The 21,712-nt window shown below is 48.8% G+C and carries 15 protein-coding genes; 2 read left to right on the forward strand and 13 right to left on the reverse strand.

Annotated features, from left to right (window positions below; translation table 11 throughout):
• Positions 1 to 50: 50 nt before the first annotated feature.
• Positions 51 to 812: a helix-turn-helix domain-containing protein gene (locus ACW9SV_RS13520; RefSeq protein WP_479557297.1), complete on the reverse strand. Its 762-nt coding sequence runs from the start codon at positions 810 to 812 to the stop codon at positions 51 to 53.
• 339 nt (positions 813 to 1,151) lie between these two features.
• Between ACW9SV_RS13520 and ACW9SV_RS13525 the strand changes: the two genes are divergently transcribed.
• On the forward strand, positions 1,152 to 2,351 hold the full coding sequence (locus tag ACW9SV_RS13525; RefSeq protein WP_479557298.1) for a S8 family serine peptidase: 1,200 nt from the start codon (positions 1,152 to 1,154) through the stop codon (positions 2,349 to 2,351).
• Between the two features lie 173 nt (positions 2,352 to 2,524).
• Here the strand turns inward: ACW9SV_RS13525 and recQ are convergent, their stop codons facing one another.
• The 12 genes from recQ to ACW9SV_RS13585 form a co-directional block, all read right to left on the reverse strand.
• Positions 2,525 to 4,657, reverse strand: a complete 2,133-nt coding sequence (recQ, locus tag ACW9SV_RS13530; protein ID WP_479557299.1) for a DNA helicase RecQ — start codon at positions 4,655 to 4,657, stop codon at positions 2,525 to 2,527.
• 126 nt (positions 4,658 to 4,783) lie between these two features.
• Positions 4,784 to 5,116, reverse strand: coding sequence for a phage holin family protein (locus ACW9SV_RS13535; RefSeq protein ID WP_479557300.1), 333 nt, complete (start codon positions 5,114 to 5,116; stop codon positions 4,784 to 4,786).
• A gap of 17 nt (positions 5,117 to 5,133) precedes the next feature.
• Positions 5,134 to 6,225: an agmatinase family protein gene (locus ACW9SV_RS13540; protein ID WP_479557301.1), complete on the reverse strand. Its 1,092-nt coding sequence runs from the start codon at positions 6,223 to 6,225 to the stop codon at positions 5,134 to 5,136.
• A 4-nt stretch (positions 6,226 to 6,229) separates the two neighbouring features.
• Complete coding sequence (gene speE / locus ACW9SV_RS13545; protein ID WP_479557302.1) at positions 6,230 to 7,513, reverse strand: polyamine aminopropyltransferase; 1,284 nt, start codon at positions 7,511 to 7,513, stop codon at positions 6,230 to 6,232.
• A 195-nt stretch (positions 7,514 to 7,708) separates the two neighbouring features.
• Positions 7,709 to 8,332 carry a chemotaxis protein CheC gene (locus ACW9SV_RS13550; protein ID WP_479557303.1) on the reverse strand — a complete coding sequence of 208 codons (624 nt, stop codon included), beginning with the start codon at positions 8,330 to 8,332 and terminating at the stop codon, positions 7,709 to 7,711.
• 36 nt (positions 8,333 to 8,368) lie between these two features.
• A complete protein-coding gene (locus ACW9SV_RS13555) occupies positions 8,369 to 10,000 on the reverse strand; it encodes a chemotaxis protein CheA (RefSeq protein WP_479557304.1) in 1,632 nt (543 codons plus the stop codon).
• Positions 9,997 to 11,049 carry a CheB methylesterase domain-containing protein gene (locus ACW9SV_RS13560; RefSeq protein ID WP_479557305.1) on the reverse strand — a complete coding sequence of 351 codons (1,053 nt, stop codon included), beginning with the start codon at positions 11,047 to 11,049 and terminating at the stop codon, positions 9,997 to 9,999. The genes ACW9SV_RS13555 and ACW9SV_RS13560 overlap by 4 nt, the downstream gene beginning before the upstream one ends.
• 106 nt (positions 11,050 to 11,155) lie before the next feature.
• Positions 11,156 to 11,536 carry a response regulator gene (locus ACW9SV_RS13565; RefSeq protein WP_479557306.1) on the reverse strand — a complete coding sequence of 127 codons (381 nt, stop codon included), beginning with the start codon at positions 11,534 to 11,536 and terminating at the stop codon, positions 11,156 to 11,158.
• 25 nt (positions 11,537 to 11,561) lie between these two features.
• Positions 11,562 to 12,065: a chemotaxis protein CheW gene (locus tag ACW9SV_RS13570; RefSeq protein WP_479557307.1), complete on the reverse strand. Its 504-nt coding sequence runs from the start codon at positions 12,063 to 12,065 to the stop codon at positions 11,562 to 11,564.
• A complete protein-coding gene (locus ACW9SV_RS13575; RefSeq protein WP_479557308.1) occupies positions 12,065 to 17,512 on the reverse strand; it encodes a HAMP domain-containing protein in 5,448 nt (1,815 codons plus the stop codon). Before ACW9SV_RS13575 ends, ACW9SV_RS13570 begins: the two co-directional genes overlap by 1 nt.
• Before the next feature lie 149 nt (positions 17,513 to 17,661).
• Positions 17,662 to 18,411, reverse strand: coding sequence for a ParA family protein (locus tag ACW9SV_RS13580; RefSeq protein ID WP_479557309.1), 750 nt, complete (start codon positions 18,409 to 18,411; stop codon positions 17,662 to 17,664).
• A gap of 120 nt (positions 18,412 to 18,531) precedes the next feature.
• Positions 18,532 to 19,008, reverse strand: a complete 477-nt coding sequence (locus tag ACW9SV_RS13585) for a SixA phosphatase family protein (protein WP_479557310.1) — start codon at positions 19,006 to 19,008, stop codon at positions 18,532 to 18,534.
• A 149-nt stretch (positions 19,009 to 19,157) separates the two neighbouring features.
• On the opposite strand from ACW9SV_RS13585, the gene topA reads away from it, so the two are divergent.
• Positions 19,158 to 21,611: a type I DNA topoisomerase gene (topA, locus tag ACW9SV_RS13590; RefSeq protein WP_479557311.1), complete on the forward strand. Its 2,454-nt coding sequence runs from the start codon at positions 19,158 to 19,160 to the stop codon at positions 21,609 to 21,611.
• The last annotated feature ends 101 nt before the right edge of the window (positions 21,612 to 21,712 follow it).

Here is a 21,712-nt window from a genome sequence, read left to right on the forward strand (position 1 = left end):
TGTTTTCGTGAAAACAGCCCCTAAGCGGCCCGACAAGATTTAAACTAGTGTTATTTAGAAGTCTTGAGCTTTTTTACTTCCTGCTGCAGATCAAGTACCAGGGAGGTGAGTTTATCTAATGAGATCTCTGCCATCGGGAACGTGGTACTGATATAGGCTTTTGCTTCCCATAGCTCTACAATGTCCTCCAAAGAAACATCATATGGTTCATAGCTAGGGTTGTCTGAGTGCAGGCGTAAGGAGGTTTGTTTCTGCTGGTGGTAAATGCGCTTGAAGACAATTCCTTCCTGCAAACTCACCACAATGCACGGGGTGCCGTCTTTGATCTCCTGCCACTGCTCTACGTAACGGCCTACAATCACCGTACCGGAAGGGATAGGAAGCATAGAGTCCCCTTTTATCTCGAAGGCACGGTAGGTGCCGGGGCTCTGGATCATAGGCAACCTGAACTTTGGAAGTTCTTCCATGAATTCAGGGTCAGAGTAGCCATTCAGGTAACCAGCGCTGGCTTTGTAAGGCACCAATTCAATATTCTCCCGGTCTTGCGCATCTACTGTGATGGAAAGCACCTTTACATTGGAATTGCGCTTAGCAGAACCAGATTTGAAAACATTAGGCAGATCTGGGTTGATCAACTCATCTACTGACAGTTGAAACACCTGTGCCATTTTCATCAGGGTAGCCAGTTTAGGTTCTGCCCGTCCTTCTTCATAGGCACCAATCAGGGATCGCTTAATCTCCAGCTTTTCTGCGAGCTGCACTTGGGTCAGATTAAGTTGCTTTCTAAGATATTTCAGGTTAGTGCTAAGCATATGAAGGGGTGTAGATTTATTTCAAAGTAAAAGTACTAATTCTTTAGCAAACAACTAAAAATATTGGCATCTGTTTTTTTTATTTTATTTGAGTCTTTACTGCTGATGTCCAAAAACCAGGTCAAAAACCATCTCAGAATAACAGAAGTAGAAGAATATACATATATATAGCACTATATAACTATATACAAAGTATTCAATAACAGCGGTTTATTCCACAAAAGGCTTGGTTTAAAGTTGTATTTTTTACTACATTTGAAAACCGACCACAGGTTTATAGCACTTTGGAAGGAAACCAATTTTACTATTTATGGGAATTTTCTACTAACCAAATATTCTATGAATTCAGCTACGTTTAAGAAAGCAGTGTCCTTTTTTGCTTTGGCGTCAGTTTTTTCAATGTCTGGGTGCCAACAAGATGAACTGATGGAAGAGGTGACAACCCAACCTGCCACTCCTTCTACTTCTTCAACTACCATTGACGGAAAGTACATTGTAGTCTTAAAAGACAGCAAACTGCAAACTGCGAAAGACCTGCGGGAAAAAGTATTGGGCAGAAATGGTTTTGAACCCAGCAGAGCCCGTGAAACGTTTCAGGGAGCCATTAACGGTTTCTCGGGTTCTTTCAGCAAAGAAGAGATTGACCTTCTTAGAGCAGACCAGAACGTAGCCTTTGTGGAGCCTGAACAAGCAGTGATGCTGGGTAAAAGCAAAGAAACAACCACCACTAAAACCACCTCTCCTAGCGGAACACTCTCTACTACTTCTACTACTACTTCTACTCAAACCATTCCTTGGGGCGTAGCCCGCGTAGGGTACGGAGACGGCACCGGAAAAACCGTTTGGGTGATAGACTCAGGGGTCCAATCCAGCCACCCAGACCTGAACGTAGACAAAACCCGCAGCAAATCTTTTATTTCCGGAGATGCCTCTTATGAAGATGGATACGGCCACGGTACGGGCGTTGCGGGTATCATTGGAGCTAAAAACAACAATGTTGGCGTTGTGGGAGTAGCAGCCAATGCCACCATCGTGGCTTTGCGCGTATTTGACAATACCGGCTATGGAACTCTTACCCGCATTTACTCTGCCTTAAACCACGTATACCAAAATGGGAAACCCGGAGATGTGGTGAACATGAGCTTGCGCGTGAATGCCTCCTCTATGTTAGATGACTTAGTAAAGAAAACAGCCGCCCGGGGTATCTTTATCGCAGTAGCTTCTGGTAATAGCTACATTGATTGTAATGTAGATTCTCCGGCCCGTGTCATTGCACCCAATGTTTTCGTGGTTTCCAACATGGACGCGTATGGTAAGTTTAACCCAACCTCTAACTTTGGAGCATCGGTTAAATACGCAGCCCCAGGCACCAACATCCAAACCACCTGGAAAGGCAGCGGTTATGCCACTGGTAACGGAACTTCTTATGCCGCTCCGCACGTGGCTGGAATCCTGGCTTTAACCGGCGGAAGAGTGAACTCTCAAGGCTTGGTGACCAGTGACCCAGATGGCAAACCGGATCCAATTGCTTTAAAATAATTTTTCATAGGTAATACCCATAGTACCCCAGAAGAAAGGCCCGGCTGATAGCCGGGCCTTTCTTATTTATTCACAGGAATGATCGTTACCTATTTAAAGCGTGATTTTGTGAAAGGAGCCCTAAAACACCTATTTACTTCTTCCATTAACCCTGCATAAAAGCGATATATTTATCAGCTGTTCTCTTTATTAAACTTTCCTATTCCCAGCCTTATTTTCAGGTAATCTATTTCACCTTCCAGGTACTCAAAAATTGGTTTCAACGCGGCAGTCTGCTTGGTCTGCAGAATGGCTTCCCGTACCCGGCTGTACTCCCAGTCAGAAAGATAGGGCTTCAGGTCTACGTCATAGCCCTGCTGGTAAAGGGTGGCCAAGTGCGAATAAACCGTATTAATCTGCACTTGCCGCTGCTCTGAAATCTCTTCTGGTGTCTTCCCCTGGCGCAGCAGCTCGTAGGTCACTAAATGTGTGGTACCCTTTATGCGCGCTTGCTGCTGCTCTGCTTGTTGGGCCAGAAAACTTAAAATTGCGTTGATGAAAATTTCACCATACTGCTCATACTTTGCTTGGGCCACCCCCGAAATAGCCAGGAAAGCAGGCCGATTGGTAGGCCGTTGTTCCACAATCTCCTGCAGGGTATTGTCAGTGAAGACCACATAAGGCGGAATGTTGCGCTCATTGGCCAATTGCTTCCGGAGTTGGCGCAAGTGCTCAAACAAGGCCGTCTCCACCCCGCTTCTGGCTTTCTTCTGGCGTTTCTCTTTTTCTTCTTTGGGCAGCGGTGCCTGAAATTTCACCAGTTCTACTTTTTTGCCCTTAAAAAGCACTTCCTGACTGGCGTTGGTCAACTTCAAAGCCCCATGCTCATCATACGCCACTTCCAGAATTCCCTGGTTGATCAGTTGGTGAATGTACCGCTGCCAATCTTGGGATGGCACATCACGGCCCGCCCCGAAAGTTTTCAGCTGATCATAGCCCCGGGTTAAGGTAAGTTGGTTTCTGGATCCCCGCAGAATGTCCACCACTTGCGCCGAAGCCACTGTTTCCTTTGTTCTGGCAACAGCTGATAGTATTTTCTGGGCCAATTCGGTACCGTTAAAAGAAGTTGGCGGATTGTCGCAGATGTCACAGTTGCCGCAGTCTTTGGAATACTCCTCCCCAAAGTAGTGCATCAGGGTTTTGCGGCGGCAACTGGTGCTTTCGGCAAACTGCTGCATCCGGTCCAGTTTAGCCAAGGAAAGGGCTTGCTCTTTGCTGTTTTCGCCATTGGTGACAATATCCCGCAACGTCATCACATCTGCCAAGCTGTAGAACAAGAGCGCCTCGGCAGGAGCTCCGTCACGACCTCCCCTTCCAATTTCCTGGTAGTAGCTTTCCAGGTTCTTGGGAAGGTTGTAATGGATCACCCAACGCACGTTGGATTTGTCAATCCCCATCCCGAAGGCGATGGTGGCACACATGATCTGGATGTTGTCTTGCAAGAATTTCTCCTGCACACTCTCCCGGTCTCTAGCCGATAACCCGGCGTGGTAATAATCAGCGTTATAGCCTTTTTCTTTCAGTTTAGCCGCCAAAGATTCGGTTGCTTTTCGGCTGAGGCAATAAATGATGCCCGGCTGAAAAGGTCTTTCCTCCAGGAAATCCAGGATGGCTTCCATTCGTTTCTGACCCGGCTGCACCTGCAGATAGATGTTGGGACGGTCAAATGAAGAGATAAATACCTTGGGATCTTTTAGGTATAGTTGGGTAAGGATATCGCGTTGGGTCAGCCGGTCAGCAGTGGCGGTAAGCGCGATGATGGGTACCTCGGGGAACTGCAGTTTCAGGTTCTTCAGTTGGAGGTACTCCGGCCGGAAATCGTGACCCCACGCTGAAATACAGTGCGCCTCATCAATGGCAAACAGGTTGATTTGCAGCCGCTTCAGGAAAGAAAAAAAACCCGCCGAGAGCAGCTTTTCCGGAGACACGTACAGCATTTTCATGCGGCCATCAAAGCACTGCTGCTCAATCAGCTGCTGTTCCTTCGCCGATTGGGAGCTGTTCAGGTACCCAGCATTAACACCGTTGCCCAACAGGGCTTCCACCTGGTCTTTCATCAAGGCAATTAACGGGGAAACCACTACGCTTAAACCAGGCATTACCAGACCCGGTACCTGGTAGCACACAGATTTACCGCCGCCCGTAGGCATGAGCACTACCGTGTCCCGCTTGTCCAGTACGCTTGTGATAATGTCTTCCTGTCCCGGTCTGAACTGATCATAGCCAAAATACAGCTTCAGCGCTTCCCGTGCTTCCCTTACTCCCATTTTCTAATCGTTTTGACAAAATTAACGCAAAATCACCTCTTTTCCTTTGCCATTTGCGGCTATAAACAAGAATAGCCCGGAAAAACCTCCGGGCTATCTAAATTCATTAGCAAAAAAGGGACTTACTTATAAGATGGCATCTATAATGGCAGTCACGATGGACAACACCAAACTAAACAAAATAGCAGTGATGATGCCACTGATATCAAACCCGTCCAGGAGGTAATCTGCCATGTATAGGATAATGGCGTTGATGATCAACAGAAACAGCCCCAGGGTCATGAAGGTAATGGGGATGGTAAGGAAAACGAGAATGGGCCGAACAACCGCATTCAGGATAGCCAATACCAAAGCCAGCAGGATGGCACTGGTAATGCCATCAATGGTTACACCCGGGAAAAACTGCGCCAGCACCAAGGCCACAATGCCGGTGATGATAATCTTGAGGATAAATCCCATAGTTTTAGAGTTGTGGTTTACAGAGAGGTTTCTAACCTTTTTTGGGATACGGCCATCCAGTTGCAGAGTTTGTACAGAAGGCGGGCCCCCACATTTCCGTTCCACTCGCTATCCCCCGGAGCCACTTCACACAAGTCAAACCCGATGATCTCTCTGCCTGATTTTACCAGGGCTTTGATGAGATACACCGCCTCTTCAAACTCAAACCCGCCAGGTACCGGCGTACCGGTTGCTGGGCATAACTTAGGGTCTAACCCATCAATGTCAAAGCTGATGTACACTTTCTGGGGCAGTTGCGCAATAATCTTCTTGCACTGCTTACGCCAGGAAGTACCCTCGTACATCTTGGTCTTGATCTTGCTGTCATAGAACGTAGTGATGCGCCCGTTGGACTGGTCCACCAACTCAGCCTCGGCCTGGCAAAGGTCTCTGATGCCAACCTGCACCAGTTTTTTCACCTGCGGCAACTTGAGAGCATTGAACATGATGGAAGCATGCGAGTAGGTGAAGCCTTCATAAGCATCACGTAGGTCTGCATGAGCATCTACCTGCAAGATGCCGTATTCTTCGTGCTTTTCGGCCAAAGCGTGCATAAAGCCCAGTGGGGTGCTGTGGTCTCCCCCCAGAACACCCACCAGTTTGCCTTTTTCCAGATACCCTAGGATTTCTCTTTTAGACCACTGCAACAGCTCCTCGCCTTTCTGATTTACTTCTTCCAAAGTAGCCTCATGTATAGAAGCATCGCCTTTGCTGCCGTTTTCCAGGAATTCAATATATGCTTCGGTTTTCTCCCGAAGGCGCTGGCTTTCTTGCGCCCACTCTTCAGGCAAAGCGGGCATGTGGATGCCAAGATGCCAAGCATTGGGTAATTCAGGGTCAAAGAGGTCCAACTGGGGAGAGGCGTCTCTTACGGCAAGTGGCCCTTCTGCAGTGCCGGCGTTGTAAGAAACCGTTACTTCCCATGGGATCGGGAAAATTACCACCTCTGATTCTTCCTCGGTGAACGGTAGGCCAAACAGGCCGCTTCCTACATCACCAACCCCATTCTGATCAAAAGAGGTTATTTTTTTGTGCTTTGAATCGCACATGGTGGGCATATTCATGCTCATATGACTAGGATTTAGAAGAAAGTAAATCTTTAACGAAATTAGGCAAAGCAAAGGCGGCTACATGAATGTCTTCGTTGTAGTACCGTAGATTCTGGGACCGGGAGAATGCCGAGGCTGCTTCCTGGTTAAATTTCTTAGGATGCATGTTGCCTTTAGAGCAGAAAGAGAAGCTCCAGGTACCAGTGGGGTACGTAGGAATGGCTGCCAGATAGCAGTGCACGTTTTCCTGCCCGAAAATACCTTTGTAGGTATCAAAAATTTCTACGAACACATTTGTGTTGAATCTAGGCGATTCACTTTGCGTGATCATCACCCCGTCAGCGGATAGGCAGCGGTACACTTCTGAGTAGAACTCGGCGGTAAACAAGCCTTCCCCCGGACCTACAGGATCCGCAGAATCAACTATGATGAGGTCAAAAGCAGCATCGGCGCAATCCTGAATGTATTTAATGCCGTCTTCTACCAGCAACTTCAGTTTAGGATGACCGAAGGCACTGGCGGTTTCTGGCAAATGTAACTTACAGGCCTCAATCACCAGCTCGTCAATCTCTACCAACACTACTTCTTCAATGCTGTCGTGGCGCAGCAGTTCCCGTACGGTTCCGCCGTCGCCCCCGCCAATTACCAAGGCTCGCTTCACGTTCCCATGGCTGAAAAAAGGCACATGCGTGATCATCTCGTGGTACACATACTCGTCTTTCTGGGTACACATCACCATGCCGTCCAAGGTGAGCATGTTGCCGTAGGCCAGAGTCTCAAACACCTCAACTTTCTGGTATGGCGACTGCTTTTTATATAATTGGGTACCAGAGTGTTTTAAGGAAAGGGCAATGTTCTCGTCCCGCTCGGTGAACCACACATCGCGAGTAATGCGCGGGATGGTGGCCACGGGCTGACCAGAATCGCGGGCCTCAACGGTAAAATCGGTCCGCTTAAGGAGACTCTGCTGACCCCGGAGGCATTCCATGGAAGAGCCGTGGCTGGCCTCGAACGCCTCAATCAGGTAATTATAGGAAACCCAAGGGTCCACCGAGTCGCCGCAGGTAAATAAATCTACGGCAGCATAGCCAAACTCTGGCCAGGTATGGATAGCCAGGTGACTTTCCTGAATTACTACCACGCCTGAAACGCCATAAGGAGAAAAGTGGTGAAAGGTACTGTTGATGACGGTAGCACCGGCCGTTTCGGCGGCGGCGACCATGCTGTTTTCAATGTGTACCACATCGTTCATCAACTCTGGAGAGCAGTTGTAAAACTCTACCAGAATATGTCTTCCTAAAGCGTCCATAAGCGGTTATCTAGTTCAATTATTTGTTGAGACGCGCAAAACAACAAAAAAGATACTGGATTGGAAAGTTAGAAAGAATTGGGGTTTGCAGCGGTTTTTGAAAAAACAGCCCCAAAATTTCCTCTTACCCCTTCCTTTTACAGCATAAGAGCCGCGCAGGGCGGCTCTTATGCTGTAAAGAAATCTGGTTCCAGGTTATTTGGTCAAGAAATTATAGGAACGGATAATTTCCAGTATTTTAATAAAGGTGTTGGTGTCAAAGAAAAGAAGCAGGGGCAACTCCACCATTTGGGTGTTGTTCGTGAACTGGGTAATAACTGTGAACACTAACGGCTGAAACAAAGGATGGTCAGTAAAAATACCTTTCAGTGATTCCGCAATGTCGTGTTTAGGGGCCACAGGCGGCGATCCGTAAATGTTAGACTTGAGAATATTAGCCAGCTGCGTCACCAAGGCACCGGTTATGATGTTACTCACCTCCAGCAACAAGGATTCCTGCATTTCAGTTAACGGGTCACTTCCCTTCACCGTCATGCCCAGGCACACCTTTGAAAGCTGCTCTACATGCAGTTCAGAGAAAAGCATCAGGGTAGAGCCATTCAACTCGCCTTTGATGTCTGACTGAATGATGGTATGCGAATTTTCATAGGCCCGCACAATCTTCAGAAGCTCCTCGGCCTCCATCAGCTGTAGGTCTGGCACTTTCAACAATACTCGATCCTTGGCGATGACTGCAAAGGAGTCAGCCGCCCTGGCCAGTCCTATGTTCAGGATTTCTTTAATAATATCCCGCTCTAGTTCATTTACTTGAAGCTCCATGAATCAGGCTATAAAAATGTGATTATCCATCAGCTCTTATCTTCTGGCAATAAAGTAACGGGTGATGGCGGCCACATCCAGCACCAGGCACACTTTGCCTGATCCTAAAAGGGTTACCCCCGCGTAAATCTCAATAGTATTGACCGGCTTGCTCAAGGCTTTGATCACGATGTCTTGCTGACGCAGCAGCTTGTCCACGATCAAACCAAGTTTCCGGTTGTTGTAGGTCACAATGATGATGTTTTGCACATCGTCCAGAAAATCGCTTTTCTTAACGCTGTACTGGCTGATGTCGGTATTGAACAGTTCGCGCAGAGAAACAATGGTAATGGTCTCGCCGTTGATGTCCGCTACCAGCAACTCTCCTACTTCATGAAGTTCAGCGGTTGGCAGGGCCACTACCGAATCTGTGTGCATCAATGGAATGGCATAAAAATTCTCTTCCACCTGGCACAGCAACGCTCCTTTTACCGCAATGGAAGTAGGCAGGAAAAGCGTGAATGTAGTGCCTTCGCCTTTCTTAGAGTCAACGCGTATTCTTCCGCCAATAGAATCAATGGCGTTTTTCACCACATCCAGTCCAACTCCCCTACCAGATACTTCCGTGACTTCTTTAGCCAGGGAGAAACCCGGCTCAAACAAATAGGACAGTACTTCGGTATCCCGTAAATCTCCCGCAGCATCGGCCGAAAGAAAGCCTCGTTGTACAATGGCTCGTCTTACCTCCTGTTGGTCAATGCCTTTTCCGTCATCTATCAGCTTTAGAATTACCGTGTCGCGGTCGTTCTGAGCCGAAAGAGTCACGTTGCCTTGTGGCGTTTTCTTTGCCTTTTTCCGTACATCGGCCTTTTCTATCCCGTGCGAAATGGCATTCCGCATGAGGTGCAAAAGCGAGTCGGTGATAATCTGCAGAATGTTACGGTCAATCTGAATGTCTGACCCATATATCTCCAGGTTTATTTCTTTTTTCTCAGCTACGGCAATGTCGCGCACAATGCGCGGAAACTTGTTGAACAAGGAACCTACATTTACTAGGCGAGCATCCATGACGCTGTACTGCAGCTCTTCAGTGATGCGGTACAAGTGCGCGCTTACGTTCTTCAGGTCATCATGGTCCAGCTCCTTACTAATGGAGAAAATTCGGTCACGGTCAATGATCAACTCCCCTACCAGGTTCAGCAAATGGTCCAGCTTCTTGATCTGAATATAAATCAGGTCAGAAAGCGAAAGGTTTTTAGAGGTATAGTATTTTTGAACCCTTGACAGCTCAGAAGTATTCTCGGCCTGCGAATTGATGATGATGTCCAGGTTCCGGAGCAAGTCTGGGCTTGGCTCCACTTCCTTTGACCCATCAACACCGGTGATCATTTCCCCTAACAGGTCAATCCCATCAAAGAGAACCGTCACCACCTCATTACTGAAGCTCAGTTCTTTGTTTCTGATCAACCCAAAAGCAGTTTCCAGCTTGTGGGAAATATCAGCAATGTTTTCGTACCCGATCGCTTTTGCGTTAGCCTTCAGGTTATGGAGTAACCTGAAAACCTCCGCTAATAGTTGTTCATCTTCCGGGCTCTTCTCCAGATCACTGATGTGCCGGTTTAGCGCATCATAGTACTCGAGAGCCTCGGCTATAAAAATCTCTTTATATTCCTGATCTCTCGACTTCATCCTACCAGTTTCTGTTGGAGCGCTTTGCCCATATAACGGTTCGCCACAAACCGGTTCATGATGGAGTTTAGCTGCCCTAAGGGGAAAACTCCACTTATTACGCCACTATCGATAGCCGATTTGGCCATCCCGAAAATGGTTGATGTTTCTTCGTTCTGCGCAATCACCATCCCACCTCTTTTCACAATCTCCTGGGCACCGGCAGTACCATCATGGCCCATTCCTGTCAGAATGATCCCTAAAACCTGCTCTTGGGCACACTGTGCGGCAGAATGCATTAAAGCATCTACTGAGGGCGAATCCATTGCTGTTGAGGGCTCCAACTCGATGATGAGTTGGTTAGGTCTCAAAGATTTTTCTTTGACGCGCATGTTCTGGCCACCCGGCGCAATCACGACCGTTCCGGCGGTCAGATTCATGCCCTCATATCCTTCCTCTACCCGCCAGTCTGTTAGTTTCTGTAACCTTTTAGCGAAGCGTTTGGTGAATTTCTCTGGCATGTGCACGGCCACTAACACAACGGTAGGCTGCTGAATGCTTAGGTCCTTTATCAGGTACTCTATGGCCGCAGATCCCCCAGTAGAAGCCCCTATAACGATGACGTTAAGAGGTGCTTTTGCCATAGGTTTTTTTTCTACTAAAGTGCTGGTATACCTAAGCCAACGCTCTTTGGACTTTTCGTTTACTTTAGGGGATACATGAACAGGCCCATCCGTGGAGTAAGTCACCAATTCCCTAAGCTTGGCCATTAAGCCGGCTTTATTAGCCTCCTTTGTGGAAGCTTTTACCGTGTAAGATAAGTGATGGAAAGAGCCAACTCTATCTAAGGTATTGCTGACGGACGCATTCTCTGCTAACCCATTTGAAACCATGAGCAGAAGTGAAGACTTCTCACCATAGATGCGTTTAAACATAGGCACTCTGCCGCTCATGGTCAGGCCGTAATGAGTCACGATCAGGTCAGGCTTGGAAGAAAACGCTTTATGCAGCAATTCTTCCTGCGTCTGGGCAGTATCTACCACCTCTAATTGAGGTTCGGCTTCTATCATACCAGAAAGCACGAGCCTTGAGCGTACGGATGTATCCCCAATTAAAACTCTGATTTTAGATCTCTGCACAGGGTGAAGGAGTGGCGTTCGTCTATTGGTTTAATTTCTATTCTTCTTTGAAGGCGTTGTTCAAAGCCTCTAATACTTTGTCTTCAGAGAAGGGTTTTATAATATAATGCAGAGCCCCATACTCGGCAGCTTCGTTCATAATCACTTCCTGCCCCACGGCACTTACAATTACTACTTTAATGTCTGGGTTATCCTGCTTAATGCCTTTCAGCACATCTAAACCAGTGTTGTCTGGCAAGATCACATCTAAGGTTACCAGATCCGGAATTTTCTCCTTGGCCATTTGAAGGGCAGTTTTACCATCCGGGGCTTCTCCTACCACATCATATCCGGCGTCAAGCAGCATGTTTTTCAACATAGTGCGCATGTAGAAGGAATCATCTACAATTAAGATTCTTTTTTTATCCGTGATCTCCATAAGTAATTAGGTCAAAAAATGAGCACTATGATTTCAATTGCGATACTTCATCTGCGGTAAGGATCTTGAAGATATCCAGCACAATGATGAGCCGGTCTTCATACTTGCCTATTCCCTCAATGAAGTTTTCATTTATGTTAATATCCTGAATGAAGGAAGGTGCTTTATCAATACTGGATACGGGCAAAGTCAAAGACTGGGGCACCTCGTACACAATAAAGCCCATGGTATAATCCTTGGCTTCCATCACCAGGGTATAGGTATGCTGAGAAGGGGCAACTCCGGAAGGGCGCTCAATTCTGAAGCGCTCTTCCAGATTCATAATCGCTATGATGTCTCCCCTAATATTAGAAACTCCTTTGATAAAGGAAGGGGTTTTAGGCATTCTGGTGATCTCAGGGGTAATGGTTACTTCCTTTACCTGATCAATCCGGACGCCATATTCCTCACTGCCTAATTTGAAGACAATCAGGTGCACCTTCTCCTCTACTACTTTATCCTTCTTATCCCGGACGTTCTGAGATTCCATTATTCCTGACCTCTGTTTTTAAGCGTCTTTTTTCCGGTAAATCGATTATTTAAGTCTGCATCATTCACCTCATCACCGGTGAAGGTGCGCTTGCGGGCCGAAGGTACCGCTGACAACTTACGTCCATTCCGGTTAGGGAAAACTAGGTTGCCATTTACCAGTTTGAAGGCTGAAATACTTATCTGCAGGTCATCAGCGATGTCGTTCAGACGTTGGCTGGAAGTGGTTAGCTCTTGCATGGAACCAGATAATTGCTTAGCTGTACCTGCCACTTGTTGGGTACCAGAAGCAGTTTGCTCGGCAATGGCTACCACTTCCTCCACGTACTTCACTACGTCTCCAATAGAGGTTTTCTGCACCTCGGTAGACACCAGGATGTCCTGGGCACTGCGGAGCGTTTCACCACTGGAGGTAGCAATGTTCTTAAAGGCACCGGATGCTTCAAATGTTGCATTCTTTCCTTTAAGTACCCGACCTTCCATGGTAGCAATCGCCGCGGCGGCAGAAGAAGTATCTTTCTTCACGTCGTCTACAAGCGTGCTGATTTCACTCGCAGATTTGCGGGATCCTTCTGCCAGCTTCCGGATTTCCTCGGCTACTACCGCGAAACCGCGTCCCGCCTCACCTGCTCTCGCCGCCTCAATGGCTGCGTTCAAGGCCAGCAAGTTCGTTTGCGCTGCAATGTCGGTGATCACACCCAGTGATTTTGAGATTTCCTGGCTGCGGGTGCTTAGTACTTCAATGGTTTTGGCTGTCAAGGCCGCAGAAGAAGAAATTTCCTCCATGTTGCGCACCACCTCGGCCACTGTTTTCAGACCTAACTGAGAAGTTTCCTCTCCCATCACCGCAGAACGGTTCACCACATCGGCTTTGTTCGCGGTTTCTTTGGTGGCCTTCATGATTTCTTCAATCAGTTTAAAGGCTTGGTCTGTTTTCAAAGCTTGGTTCTGCGCACCCTCTGCCATTTGTTGCATGGCTAAGGCTACGTCTACCGTTACCCGGTTCATCTCCAATCCTTTTTCCGCCATCTCCTCAGAAGACGAACCTACAATCAAAGAAGAATCGTTGATTTCACCTAACAGGGCATTCAGGTTATCTACCGCCAGGTTCAGGGCGTTAGACATGGCCAGAATATCACCAGCAGTATGGATTTCTACTTTCTGGGTTAAATCACCCTCAGAGATAGAACGTACTACGCGGGACACTTCCAGAACCGGCGTTACAATAGACTCTAACAGGTCATTCAAGGTATCTACCAGTTCTTTCCAGCTTCCAGACACACCATGCACCGTGGCACGCTCAGTCAGTTTGCCTTCCACACCGGCTACTCTGGCCACCCGGCTCACCTCACCCGCTAAGCGGTTCAGGTCTTCCACCATGCTGTTGATGGTGTCTGCCAGGTCAGCTAATTCACCTTTGGCTTGCAAGGTCAGTTTCTGAGTTAAGTCACCCTTAGATACCGCCGTTACTACTTTCACAATTCCGCGTACCTGAGTCGTCAGGTTGGAAGCCATGATGTTCACGTTGTCCGTCAAGTCTTTCCAAACACCGGCCACATTTGGTACAGACGCTTGGCCACCAAGGCGCCCTTCTGTACCCACTTCCAAGGCCACTCTGGTTACCTCACCGGCAAAGATGTTCAGCGAGTCCACCATCTGGTTTAGGTTGTCCTTCAGCTCGGCTAACTCACCCCGCACATTCACGGTGATCTTCTGGGTCAAGTCTCCTTTCGCTACCGCAGTCGCTACATTTGCGATGTCACGTACTTGCAGCGTCAGGTTAGAGGCCATTGTGTTAACATTGTCGGTAAGGTCTTTCCAAACCCCTGCAACGTTCGGCACTTTAGCTTGTCCGCCCAGTCTTCCTTCGGTACCTACCTCCAACGCCACCCGGGTTACTTCACCCGCGAAGATGTTGAGGGAGTCCACCATCTGGTTCAGGATATCTTTCAGTTGAAGGATTTCACCCTTCACATTCACGGTCATTTTCTGGCTCAGGTCACCCTTCGCTACCGCGGTCGCTACGTTGGCAATATCCCGTACCTGAGAGGTCAGGTTAGACGCCATAGAGTTCACGTTGTCGGTAAGCATCTTCCAGGTGCCGGCCACATTTGGCACAGAAGCCTGTCCGCCCAGTTTACCCTCGGTACCTACCTCCAACGCCACGCGGGTTACCTCACCGGCAAAAACGTTAAGGGAGTCCACCATCTGGTTTAAGATGTTCTTCAACTCTAAGAGTTCACCGTTTACATTCACCGAGATCTTCTGAGTCAGGTCACCTTTTGCTACTGCAGTCGCCACATTGGCGATGTCACGTACTTGCAAAGTCAGGTTGGAGGCCATGGAGTTTACATTGTCGGTCAACTCCTTCCAGGTACCACGTACTTTAGGCACGTTCGCCTGGCCACCCAGTTTCCCTTCAGTTCCCACTTCTCTTGCTACCCGAGTTACCTCGTCAGCAAAGATGTTGAGGGAATCCACCATCTGGTTCAGGTTGTTTTTCAGCTCTAAGAGCTCACCTTTCACATCAACTGTGATTTTCTGGCTTAGGTCACCTCTTGCAACCGCGGTGGCTACGTTAGCAATGTCCCGTACCTGTGAGGTCAGGTTTCCGGCCATGAAGTTCACGTTCTCGGTCAGGTCTTTCCATACCCCACCTACATTTGGAACATTTGCCTGTCCACCCAAGATACCCTCGGTACCCACTTCACGCGCCACGCGAGTTACCTCACCGGCGAATATGTTCAGGGAGTCCACCATTTGGTTTAGGTTGTCCTTCAGCTGAAGGAGTTCGCCTTTCACGTCAACGGTGATCTTTTGGCTTAAATCTCCACGAGCAACCGCAGTAGCTACGTTCGCAATATCTCTTACTTGCAGCGTCAAATTAGACGCCATGGAGTTTACATTATCGGTTAAGGCTTTCCAAGTGCCTGCCACGTTTGGTACAGCTGCCTGTCCGCCCAGCTTTCCTTCAGTACCCACTTCACGCGCTACCCGGGTTACCTCACCGGCGAAGATGTTCAGAGAGTCCACCATCTGGTTTAGGTTGTCCTTCAGTTGGAGGAGTTCGCCTTTCACGTTCACGGTAATTTTCTGGCTTAGGTCGCCGCGTGCTACGGCAGTCGCCACATTAGCGATATCGCGTACTTGCAAAGTCAGGTTAGAGGCCATGGAGTTTACGTTGTCGGTCAACGCTTTCCAGGTACCTGCCACGTTTGGCACGGCTGCTTGGCCACCAAGTTTACCTTCGGTACCCACTTCCAACGCAACACGAGTTACCTCACCGGCGAAGATGTTCAGCGAGTCCACCATTTGGTTCAAGTTGTCCTTCAGCTCAGCCAACTCCCCTTTTACACCAACGGTTACTTTTTGGCTCAAATCGCCTCTTGCTACTGCGGTGGCTACGTTGGCGATGTCCCGTACCTGAGAGGTAAGGTTACCGGCCATGAAATTCACATTGTCGGTAAGGTCTTTCCAAACACCACCTACGTTCGGTACAGTGGCCTGTCCTCCCAGTTTACCCTCAGTACCCACTTCACGGGCTACCCGGGTTACCTCACCCGCGAAGATATTGAGGGAGTCCACCATCTGGTTAAGGTTATCCTTCAACTCTGCCAACTCGCCTTTTACCCCAACAGTGATTTTCTGAGTCAAATCGCCTTTTGCTACGGCAGTCGCCACATTGGCGATGTCCCGCACTTGCAGCGTCAGGTTGGAGGCCATGTAGTTCACGTTGTCGGTGAGGTCCTTCCAAACACCACCTACATTTGGTACAGTGGCTTGGCCACCCAGTTTCCCTTCGGTACCTACCTCCAACGCCACGCGGGTTACTTCACCCGCAAAGATGTTCAAGGAGTCCACCATTTGGTTTAATGAATCCTTCAGTTGAAGAAGCTCTCCGTTTACATTTACAGTGATCTTCTGGCTCAGCTCGCCACGCGCTACCGCAGTAGCCACGTTGGCAATGTCGCGCACTTGCAGCGTCAGGTTGGACGCCATGGAATTCACGTTATCGGTTAGTTCTTTCCAAACTCCCGCAACTTTAGGCACGTTTGCTTGACCACCCAGGATACCTTCGGTTCCTACCTCTCTAGCAACCCGGGTTACCTCATCCGCGAAGATGTTCAGGGAGTCCACCATCTGGTTCAGGTTGTCCTTCAGCTCGGCTAACTCACCTTTCACGTTTACCGTGATCTTCTGAGTCAAGTCGCCTTTTGCTACCGCGGTGGCCACATTAGCGATGTCACGGAGCTGGCTAGTCAAGTTAGAGGCCATGGTGTTCACGTTGTCGGTGAGGTCTTTCCAAACCCCTCCTACGTTCGGCACTTTTGCCTGACCACCCAGTTTACCCTCAGTACCCACTTCACGGGCCACTCGGGTTACCTCGTCCCCGAAGATGTTCAAAGAGTCCACCATTTGGTTGATGTTCTCTTTCAACTGGAGCATTTCCCCTTTCAGGTCCACCGTTACTTTCTGGTCCAGGTTCCCCTGGGCAACAGCGGTTGTTACTTTCGCAATGTCCCGTACCTGAGAAGTCAGGTTAGACGCCATCGCATTTACATTATCGGTTAGTTCTTTCCAGATACCAGCTACGTTTGGCACGGAAGCCTGACCACCTAGTTTACCTTCGGTACCTACTTCCAAGGCTACCCGGGTTACCTCACCAGCAAACAGGTTCAGGTTGTCAATGGTACGGTTGATGGTTTCGGCCATGACCTTGAAGTCACCAGACACCGGAATCTGGAACGTCTCATCCAAGTTACCCCGGGAGATGTTCTTCAATACCTTGCCTACTTCCAATACCGGAACGGCGATGGAGTCTACCAAGCCGTTGATATTGTTGATCATGTCTTTCCAGAAACCTGAAGCGCTCTCAGCAGAGGCACGGGCTTTCAGGTTACCCTCTACCCCGGCAACTTTAGAGATACGCGACACCTCGCCTCCTACGCCCCCAATCATCTCCACCATGGAGTTGTAGGCTTCAGCGATTTCAGAGAAGATGTCGTTGTTCTGCTTGGTCAAGCGCACAGAAACGTCTCCTTTTTTAAAAGCGTCCAGGGCGTAGAGCACGCGGTTCAGCTGCTCATTTATATAGTCTGAATCTTGGGTTTGGGCAGACTGGCGGGGCGAGTTGCTTTTCCGCGCCTGATCACTCCCTGGTTCAGACATTAGTATTTCTACTTTGTCGTCTTTTTTCTCCAATGTTTTTCCTCCTGCACGTGCTTTGGCAACTGTAGACCTTCCATTTGACTCTGCCAACGGAATATCAGCCACCGGGCTTGGCTCCGGGGTGGTTGTTTCCTGAATCGGCGCTTCCTCGGGCTGTTCCACTGCTGGGGGGGCTGTCTCCGTCACGTCTGCCGGCGTTGACGCTACGGCATCTGCAGGCGTCTCAGCGGGCGTACTGGCCTCCGTCTTCCCAATCAGTTTATCCTTGTTGAGTTTCAAGTTTTTACCTAAAGCCATCTTATCTATGTATTGAAGAGCGTTTTTATCCTCTGCGGCAAAAAGTTCGCCGAAATATCTATTTCTGATGTCTACTTATACAGACATCCTCGCAATTTACTAATATTACAAGACTTCTGGAAATACCTCTGCTAAGGAATAGTGATAAATTCTTTAGCCAATCCCAAATAATCTTTGGCCCCATAGGAAGACGCATCGTAGTCTATCACGCTTTGCCCGAAGGAAGGTGCCTCTGCCAGCTTCACATTCAATCTGATGCGCTGCTGGAAGATATACTCGTCCACGTTCTCTTTGAGGTAATCTTCTATCTCGGTGCTCAGCTTGCGGCGCTTGTCATACATGACCACCACAATGCCCTTCACTTTGAGTTTAGAATTCAGGTTTTTTTTGATCTGCTGCACTGTGTTCAGGATTTGTCCTAAACCTTGTAACGTGAGCACCTCCATCTGCAGGGGAATCAGTACTTCGTCAGAGGCTGCCAGGGCGTTCACCGTCAGCAACGACAAAGAAGGAGGACAGTCAATCAGAATGTAGTCAAAGTCGGGCACCTCAGCCAGCATATGCTGCAAGAAACGCTCCCGCTCCTCATGGTTCACCAGCGAAATCTCCACATCCACCAATTCGTTTGAACCGGGTGCCACAAACAACTCGTTCCGTTCCTGGAGGCAGTCGGCCAGTTTATCCTTGCCAGAAAAAACGTCGGCCAAGGTGCAGGCAGGCTCTGTGATGCCTAATGAATAAGAAAGGTTGGCTTGAGGATCTAGATCGATTAACAACACGCGTTTGCCCAGTTTCTGGAGGGCGCTTCCTAAGTTAATGGTAGTGGTGGTTTTACCAGTACCTCCCTTTTGGTTGATGACCGATACGATAGTTGCTGCCATAGGTTACAGAAAAAACGAAAATTATTTTTCAGGGTGGAACGAGCCGCTAAACTACAAATTATTATAAACCTGCTCCCCTGTTTTGGGCTCCTTTTAAGAAAAACAGACTTAATACGGATATTACTCGCGGTACAGGAAATGCAACTTACAGGTGCCCGCCCGCAAGTTTTCCCAGGAATAGCCGTTAAAGTGCAGGTGGGCAATGGAAGCCGGGCTGAAGGAAACCTCCTCATGCGTTAAAGCCGAGGCAAAGAAGGCGATGGTAGGGTTATGCCCCAATATTAATAAGGTGTCTACCTCATCGTCTACGCCGTGAACCAACGTAAGCAGGTCTCGCTCTGAACCATAGTAAATCTCCCGCTCCATTTGAACGGGCACCTTCTGGTCAATTTGCTCCAGTAAGTTCTCAAGCGTCATCTGGGTTCTTACCGAGGAGCTGCACAACACCAGCTCTGGCACCAGCGCTTGGTTTTTGAGCCATATTCCGGCTTCGCCCGCCTGCCGCTGGCCAAAGAGCGTGATTTCCCGGTCAAAATCGGTTTGCCCAATGGCTTTGTCTGCCGCAGTGGCATGGCGCATTAATAGGAGATTCTTCATGCGGATGTTTACTTAAAAACCTTTTTACCCCCCTAAGGTATATTCTTTTACCTCATTGGAACAATCGGCATAAAGATAGTGGTTGGATTGTCTCAAAAAATTACTACATCTTTGAAAAAATTTTGGGCACTGCCCTGCTCTATTCCCATATGATAAAAAACTTAGTGATTGTGGAGTCGCCGGCCAAGGCCAAGACCATTGAAGGGTACCTGGGGAAGGATTTCGTTGTGAAATCCAGCTTTGGGCACGTGCGCGATCTCCCCAAAGACAATAATGCCATAGACATCCAAAACGGTTTCAAGCCCACCTATGTGGTGAACCCAGATAAGCGCGAGGTAATCTCGCAATTAAAGAAACTGGCCAAGGAAGCGGAGATCGTGTGGTTAGCATCCGATGAGGACCGTGAGGGAGAAGCCATTTCCTGGCACTTGTCTGAGGCCCTGAACCTGAATGAGGCCAAAACGCGCCGCATTGTGTTCCGGGAGATCACCAAAAACGCCATCTTAAACGCTATAGAGAACCCACGTTCCATTGATACCAACCTAGTAAACGCACAGCAAGCCCGCCGTGTGTTGGACCGCCTGGTAGGGTTTGAGCTGTCCCCGGTGCTCTGGAAGAAAATAAAGACCGGACTCTCTGCGGGCCGCGTGCAGTCTGTGGCAGTACGCGTAGTAGTAGAGCGTGAGCGCGAAATTGAGCGCCATAAAGCCGTTTCTTCTTATAAATTGGTGGCGCAGTTCGAGGCTAACGGCAAACGCATGGAAGCGGAGCTGAATACCCGCTTCAAAACCCAGGAAGAGGCCGAAGACTTTTTGAAGCGCTGCATAGGTGCCTCCTACTCTATTGAGAGTTTAGAGAAAAAGCCCACTAAACGCAGCCCAGCTCCGCCGTTTACCACGTCTACCCTGCAGCAGGAAGCTAGCCGTAAACTGTCTTTCTCGGTAGCACAGACAATGACCGTGGCCCAGCGCCTCTACGAAGCAGGAAAGATCTCCTACATGCGTACCGACTCGGTGAACCTCTCACAGGATGCCATGACGGCTGCGGCGGCGGAGATTGCGCGCTCTTTTGGCGAAAACTACGTGAAAACGCGTCAATACAAAACCAAATCCAAATCGGCGCAGGAAGCGCACGAATCCATTAGGCCTACTGACTTTGCCGCGATTCAGGTAAGTTCTGATCGCAACGAACAACGTTTGTATGACCTGATCCGGAAACGCGCGATTGCTTCCCAAATGGCCGATGCCGAAATTGAGAAAACTACCGCTACCATTTCCATCAGCGGACAACCTGAGAAATTGGTGGCCACCGGAGAGGTAATCAGGTTTGAGGGTTTTCTGAAAGTTTACACAGAGTCTACCGATGACGAGGAACTCGCCGATGATGACGTGAAAGGCATGTTGCCTCCTTTGCAGGAAGGCCAGTCTTTGAACCTGCAGCGTTTGCAGGCCACCGAGCGTTACAGCCGCCCTGCCCCGCGTTACACCGAGGCCAGCTTGGTGAAGAAACTGGAGGAAATGGGTATTGGCCGTCCGTCTACCTATGCGCCTACCATCTCCACCATCCAGAAGCGGGGTTACGTGGAAAAAGACAATAGAGAAGGCAAGGAACGGGCTTACAACGTGCTTACCCTGGAGAACGGCCAGATCTCTACCCAAAAGAAAACTGAGATGGCTGGGGCCGAGAAAGCCAAGCTCTTCCCCACTGACATAGCCATGGTGGTGACCGACTTCCTGGTATCTCACTTTGAAAGCGTGATCGACTACTCTTTTACCGCCAAAGTAGAGGAAGAATTTGATGAGATAGCCGCGGGTAAAAAGCAGTGGGATAAAATGTTGGATAACTTTTATTCAAGTTTCCATCAAACCATTGAAACCAGTGCCAACGTAGAACGCTCCACCGTTAGCGGCGCCCGTGAATTAGGCGTGGATCCTGTCTCTGGCATGAAAGTAATTGCCAAATTAGGCCGCTTTGGACCCTACGTGCAGCTGGGCGAAGAAGTGGAAGGCACGGAGGCCAAACCTGTATATGCGAGCTTGAGAAAAGGTCAGTTCCTAGAGTCCATCACCCTGGAGCAAGCCTTGGAATTATTCAAACTTCCGCGCGTAGTGGGTGAGTTTGAAGGCAAGGACATGAAAGCCGCCATTGGGCGTTTTGGGCCTTATATTCAGCATAACAGCAAATTTTATTCCTTGCCTAAAGACTTAGATCCGTTGCTGGTAACCGAAGTGGAAGCAATTGCCTTGATTGAAGCCAAGCGCAAAGCCGATGCCGAGAAGATGATTAAAACGTTCCCGGAGAACCCAGAGGTAACGGTGCTTAACGGACGTTTCGGGCCTTACATCTGCGTGGGCAAGAAGAACGTGAAGATCCCGAAAGGCCAGGAACCGGCTGAGTTAACGCTGGAACAATGCCTTGAATTGGCCGCCCAAACTCCGGATAAACCTGCCCGTGGTGGATTCAAGAAGAAAGCCGTTCCAGCCGCTGATGCTCCGGCGGCCAAAAAGACAACGACAAAGAAGCCTGCTGCTAAAAAAACTACTGGTACAACTAAAGCGGCAACCACCAAGAAAGCTTCTACCACTAAGAAAAAGGCAAGCTAAGCTGTAGGTTCGTGTAGCTGGAAGCTGGAGGATTGACAGCCTTGTTTTACCTCCGTTTTGAAGCTTGTTTTCCGGAACAAGCCTTAAAACGGAGGTATTTT

Source organism: Rufibacter sp. JT20002, from assembly GCF_056491185.1.

What these genes read in the sequence shown, in the direction of transcription:
- ACW9SV_RS13520 (WP_479557297.1), bottom strand. Translation starts at nt 812, where the DNA reads ATGCTTAGCACTAACCTGAAATATCTTAGAAAGCAACTTAATCTGACC.
- ACW9SV_RS13525 (WP_479557298.1), top strand. Translation starts at nt 1,152, where the DNA reads ATGAATTCAGCTACGTTTAAGAAAGCAGTGTCCTTTTTTGCTTTGGCG.
- recQ (WP_479557299.1), bottom strand. Translation starts at nt 4,657, where the DNA reads ATGGGAGTAAGGGAAGCACGGGAAGCGCTGAAGCTGTATTTTGGCTAT.
- ACW9SV_RS13535 (WP_479557300.1), bottom strand. Translation starts at nt 5,116, where the DNA reads ATGGGATTTATCCTCAAGATTATCATCACCGGCATTGTGGCCTTGGTG.
- ACW9SV_RS13540 (WP_479557301.1), bottom strand. Translation starts at nt 6,225, where the DNA reads ATGAGCATGAATATGCCCACCATGTGCGATTCAAAGCACAAAAAAATA.
- speE (WP_479557302.1), bottom strand. Translation starts at nt 7,513, where the DNA reads ATGGACGCTTTAGGAAGACATATTCTGGTAGAGTTTTACAACTGCTCT.
- ACW9SV_RS13550 (WP_479557303.1), bottom strand. Translation starts at nt 8,332, where the DNA reads ATGGAGCTTCAAGTAAATGAACTAGAGCGGGATATTATTAAAGAAATC.
- ACW9SV_RS13555 (WP_479557304.1), bottom strand. Translation starts at nt 10,000, where the DNA reads ATGAAGTCGAGAGATCAGGAATATAAAGAGATTTTTATAGCCGAGGCT.
- ACW9SV_RS13560 (WP_479557305.1), bottom strand. Translation starts at nt 11,049, where the DNA reads ATGATAGAAGCCGAACCTCAATTAGAGGTGGTAGATACTGCCCAGACG.
- ACW9SV_RS13565 (WP_479557306.1), bottom strand. Translation starts at nt 11,536, where the DNA reads ATGGAGATCACGGATAAAAAAAGAATCTTAATTGTAGATGATTCCTTC.
- ACW9SV_RS13570 (WP_479557307.1), bottom strand. Translation starts at nt 12,065, where the DNA reads ATGGAATCTCAGAACGTCCGGGATAAGAAGGATAAAGTAGTAGAGGAG.
- ACW9SV_RS13580 (WP_479557309.1), bottom strand. Translation starts at nt 18,411, where the DNA reads ATGGCAGCAACTATCGTATCGGTCATCAACCAAAAGGGAGGTACTGGT.
- ACW9SV_RS13585 (WP_479557310.1), bottom strand. Translation starts at nt 19,008, where the DNA reads ATGAAGAATCTCCTATTAATGCGCCATGCCACTGCGGCAGACAAAGCC.
- topA (WP_479557311.1), top strand. Translation starts at nt 19,158, where the DNA reads ATGATAAAAAACTTAGTGATTGTGGAGTCGCCGGCCAAGGCCAAGACC.